This window comes from Streptomyces sp. NPDC058964, assembly GCF_042741275.1.
Classification (GTDB): domain Bacteria; phylum Actinomycetota; class Actinomycetes; order Streptomycetales; family Streptomycetaceae; genus Streptomyces.
Window position 1 is genome coordinate 36,098 of sequence record NZ_JBHYKH010000007.1, and the last position, 2,787, is coordinate 38,884.

The following is a 2,787-nucleotide window of genomic DNA, read 5'->3' on the forward strand; positions in this document are numbered from 1 at the left end:
GCGACTTGGTGGTTTTCTCCCTCCCTTTTTTGTGGGGGGTCCAACCATACCCCCCCCCCCCCCCGGCCCCGGACCCCGACACGAGCGTCCACGGGCCGGCACCCAGCCGATCCGAGAACGCACCGGAGCCGGCGTCACCGTCCCTTGCATGCCATGTCGGCACGCCACAGTCCCCGGCGGGGAGGGGCGTCGGCACCCGGTGGATGCGGGAGGGCTGTCATATGTGCCAGGTGCCGGCGTACTGGATGTGCAGGCTTCCGGGTGCGTGGCGACGGGTCTGTGCTCGTGGCCGGGGACCAGGGCTGAGCTCGACGCAGAAGTGTCCGGCGTTCGGGTACCGGTGCAGGTACGACGGGGCTTGGTCGACGAGGCCGCGCAGCGCGGTGCCGGACACGCGGAACGCGGTGGAACTGCCCACGACGAAGAGAGTGTGCGCAGCGATGCGGAAATCGAGGTGGTCGTGGTACGCCCGGTACTGCCGCCGCCGGTGGTCGATGGCCGTCTCATCGGGGAAGTCCTGTTCCGGGGTGGTTGTGGTGTGCGGCGTGCCGGCACCGAGTCGTGCCCGGACCTGCTTCCATGACGCGGTCGGAAATTGCAGGCTGTGGTGGACCAGGACCAGGTCCAGCGAGACCGGCTCACCGTCACTCACGACGCCGAGGGGCACCGGGTCGGCCCGGATCGGCAGGTAGACCAGCGAGTGGGCGGACCGGGCGGCCAGCGCCCAGAGGGCGACCAGTTGGGCGGCGCCGTGCCGGTCGGCGTACATCGACAGCCAGTGACGGTCGGCGCGCAGCGCCAGCCGGGCTGGGGTCCGGGCTGCCCGGACCACCCGGAACTCGTCGCTGCCCAGCCGGACTTTGTGTATGCGTACCGGTTGTTCCACGGGCCTCTTTCCGCTCCGGCGTGACTTCGCGATCTCGCGTTGCGCGGTGGTCGGTTGCGACGGCCCGCCCCGGTCGAACAGCGTCACGTTCCTTCGGCGTCCGGACGCTCGGCCGACTCGAGCAGGTACCCGGGCAGCTTCGAACTGGCCGCCAGCACCTCGATACCGATGAGACGCCCCTGTTCGTCGAAGTCGAGGTTGATCATGCCGCCGACCTTCACGGGATTACAGGGATACATGTGAGCCGCCTTCGTACGGGCCTGTGGAGCCGTGAGGTACACATAGGCCGCGTTCGCCGTCTTGTCGTAGGTGACTTCGAGGTCCGCCATGGCCCTGACGATGTCGCGGACGCGGTTGCTGATGCAACAGGGTTTGCGCAGGTGGGATCCCCTCCCCGCTCGACGAGCGCCACACCCGGCCCGACCGCCGTTCGTGGAGCTCATCGGCAAGGGCGGTCACATTGTCGCGTGGGAGGATCGGGCAGCGGACTGATGAAGGCCGTCGCCGACGGAGTGCGCGAGACCGGGTGGCGCCTGGTCGCGCCACCCGCGACGGCCACCTCCCGTTGGCCGCGGCCGACGGACCGAGGACGGCCAGCCCGAACCGACGGTCCGGCACCTCGAACGCTAACGCGCTTCCGGTTCGGCATCCGCGAAGTCGTACGCGGCCCAGTCGGTGATCGGGCGGTATCCGATTCGCTGGTAGAGGGCGTTGCTGGTGGGGTTGGCCGCGTTCGTGAACAGCACGACCTCCTCGGCGCCCGCGGTGAGCGCGGCCCTGCTCACCTCGGCCGTCACGGCGCCCGCGTAGCTGCGACCACGCAGGTGGGCCGGGGTGTAGACGGGGTCCACCTGGCTCACGCCGGCGACCATCGGGTTCACGCCCGCCATGGAGACGGGGGTACCGTCCGGGGTCTCCCAGAAGGTGTAACGCTTGTCGGCGAAGCGTGTGCTGGTCCAGGAGGCGGCGTCGATGGAGACGGCTTCCCCGACGTCCTCGGCGAACTCGCGGCACCAGCGCATGAGTTGTTCATGATCCTGCTCGCCCACCAGCCGGCCCCGGCCCGCGGGGAGAGGCTCCGGTGGGGTGAGCGTGCCGAGGCGGTACAGGCGGAGCCGAACGCGGAGTGCCGGTGTCGCGCCTGTGTGCCGCCGCCAGGCCTCGGCGAAAGCGGTGGCGGTGTCGTGGTCCGCGCTGACGTAGGGAAGGGAGTGCCCCAGGGCGACCAGATGGGCGGCGAGGGTGTCGGCCTGTTCGGGTGTGAGGGGGGTGAGGCACAGGCCGCGGGCCGGAAGGCGGTGGAAGGTGGCGCGGACCTTGCCCGCCCGCTCCAGTCGGCCGAAGACGGCTGCTTGGGCGCCGTATGCGTCCGCCCCGCGTGCGCGCAGTCTCGCGATCACCGTCAGCGGCACGATGTGCAGGGCGGGGCGCGAGCGCAAGAACTCCCCGGTTCGGGCGAGAAAGTCGTCGGCGTCTTCGGTCAGGTGCCAGTCGTCCGGGCGCATGCCTCATGATTTCTGATGTGCTCGGCCGCGGGGAAGACGAATGCCGGGAGACGATCTGCGGCTGGGCGAGACGGAACCTTTGGCAGGGCCGGACACTCCCCCATGATGTCCTGTTCCGGGCCGGAGTCGGCCCTGCGATCCGTGTTCCCGTCCTCGCTCCTCGCCCTCCCCGCTCGGTCTTGTCCTGCACCTCGCCGAGGTGGAGCGCCGCTGGTTCCGGGCACCCCGATGAGGCCATCAGGACCGGGGTGGCCCTGCGGGTTTCGGCGGTCGTCGGCCACTTGAGCACCGCGCAGCTGAGCGAGACCGCCGGGGAGACGGGCCAGGTGCATTGGGCAACCGCGCCCTTGCCCGGCTCCGGTGCCGCCTGGGCCCAGGCACCCAACCGTCGTCCCC

The 2,787-nt window shown here is 70.5% G+C and carries 3 protein-coding genes; all 3 read right to left on the reverse strand.

Annotated features, from left to right (window positions below):
* Positions 1-217: 217 nt before the first annotated feature.
* Positions 218-886 carry a hypothetical protein gene (locus tag ACFW2E_RS01790; protein ID WP_384459765.1) on the reverse strand — a complete coding sequence of 223 codons (669 nt, stop codon included), beginning with the start codon at positions 884-886 and terminating at the stop codon, positions 218-220.
* 83 nt (positions 887-969) lie between these two features.
* The gene (locus tag ACFW2E_RS01795) at positions 970-1,215 is read right to left on the reverse strand and encodes a DUF2283 domain-containing protein (protein WP_384459768.1); all 246 of its coding nucleotides are present in this window, start codon (positions 1,213-1,215) and stop codon (positions 970-972) included.
* A 297-nt stretch (positions 1,216-1,512) separates the two neighbouring features.
* Entirely contained in the window at positions 1,513-2,391 is an 879-nt protein-coding gene (locus ACFW2E_RS01800; protein ID WP_384459770.1) for a GNAT family N-acetyltransferase, read from the reverse strand.
* Positions 2,392-2,787 lie beyond the last annotated feature (396 nt).

What these genes read in the sequence shown, in the direction of transcription:
- ACFW2E_RS01795 (WP_384459768.1), bottom strand. Translation starts at nt 1,215, where the DNA reads ATGGCGGACCTCGAAGTCACCTACGACAAGACGGCGAACGCGGCCTAT.
- ACFW2E_RS01800 (WP_384459770.1), bottom strand. Translation starts at nt 2,391, where the DNA reads ATGCGCCCGGACGACTGGCACCTGACCGAAGACGCCGACGACTTTCTC.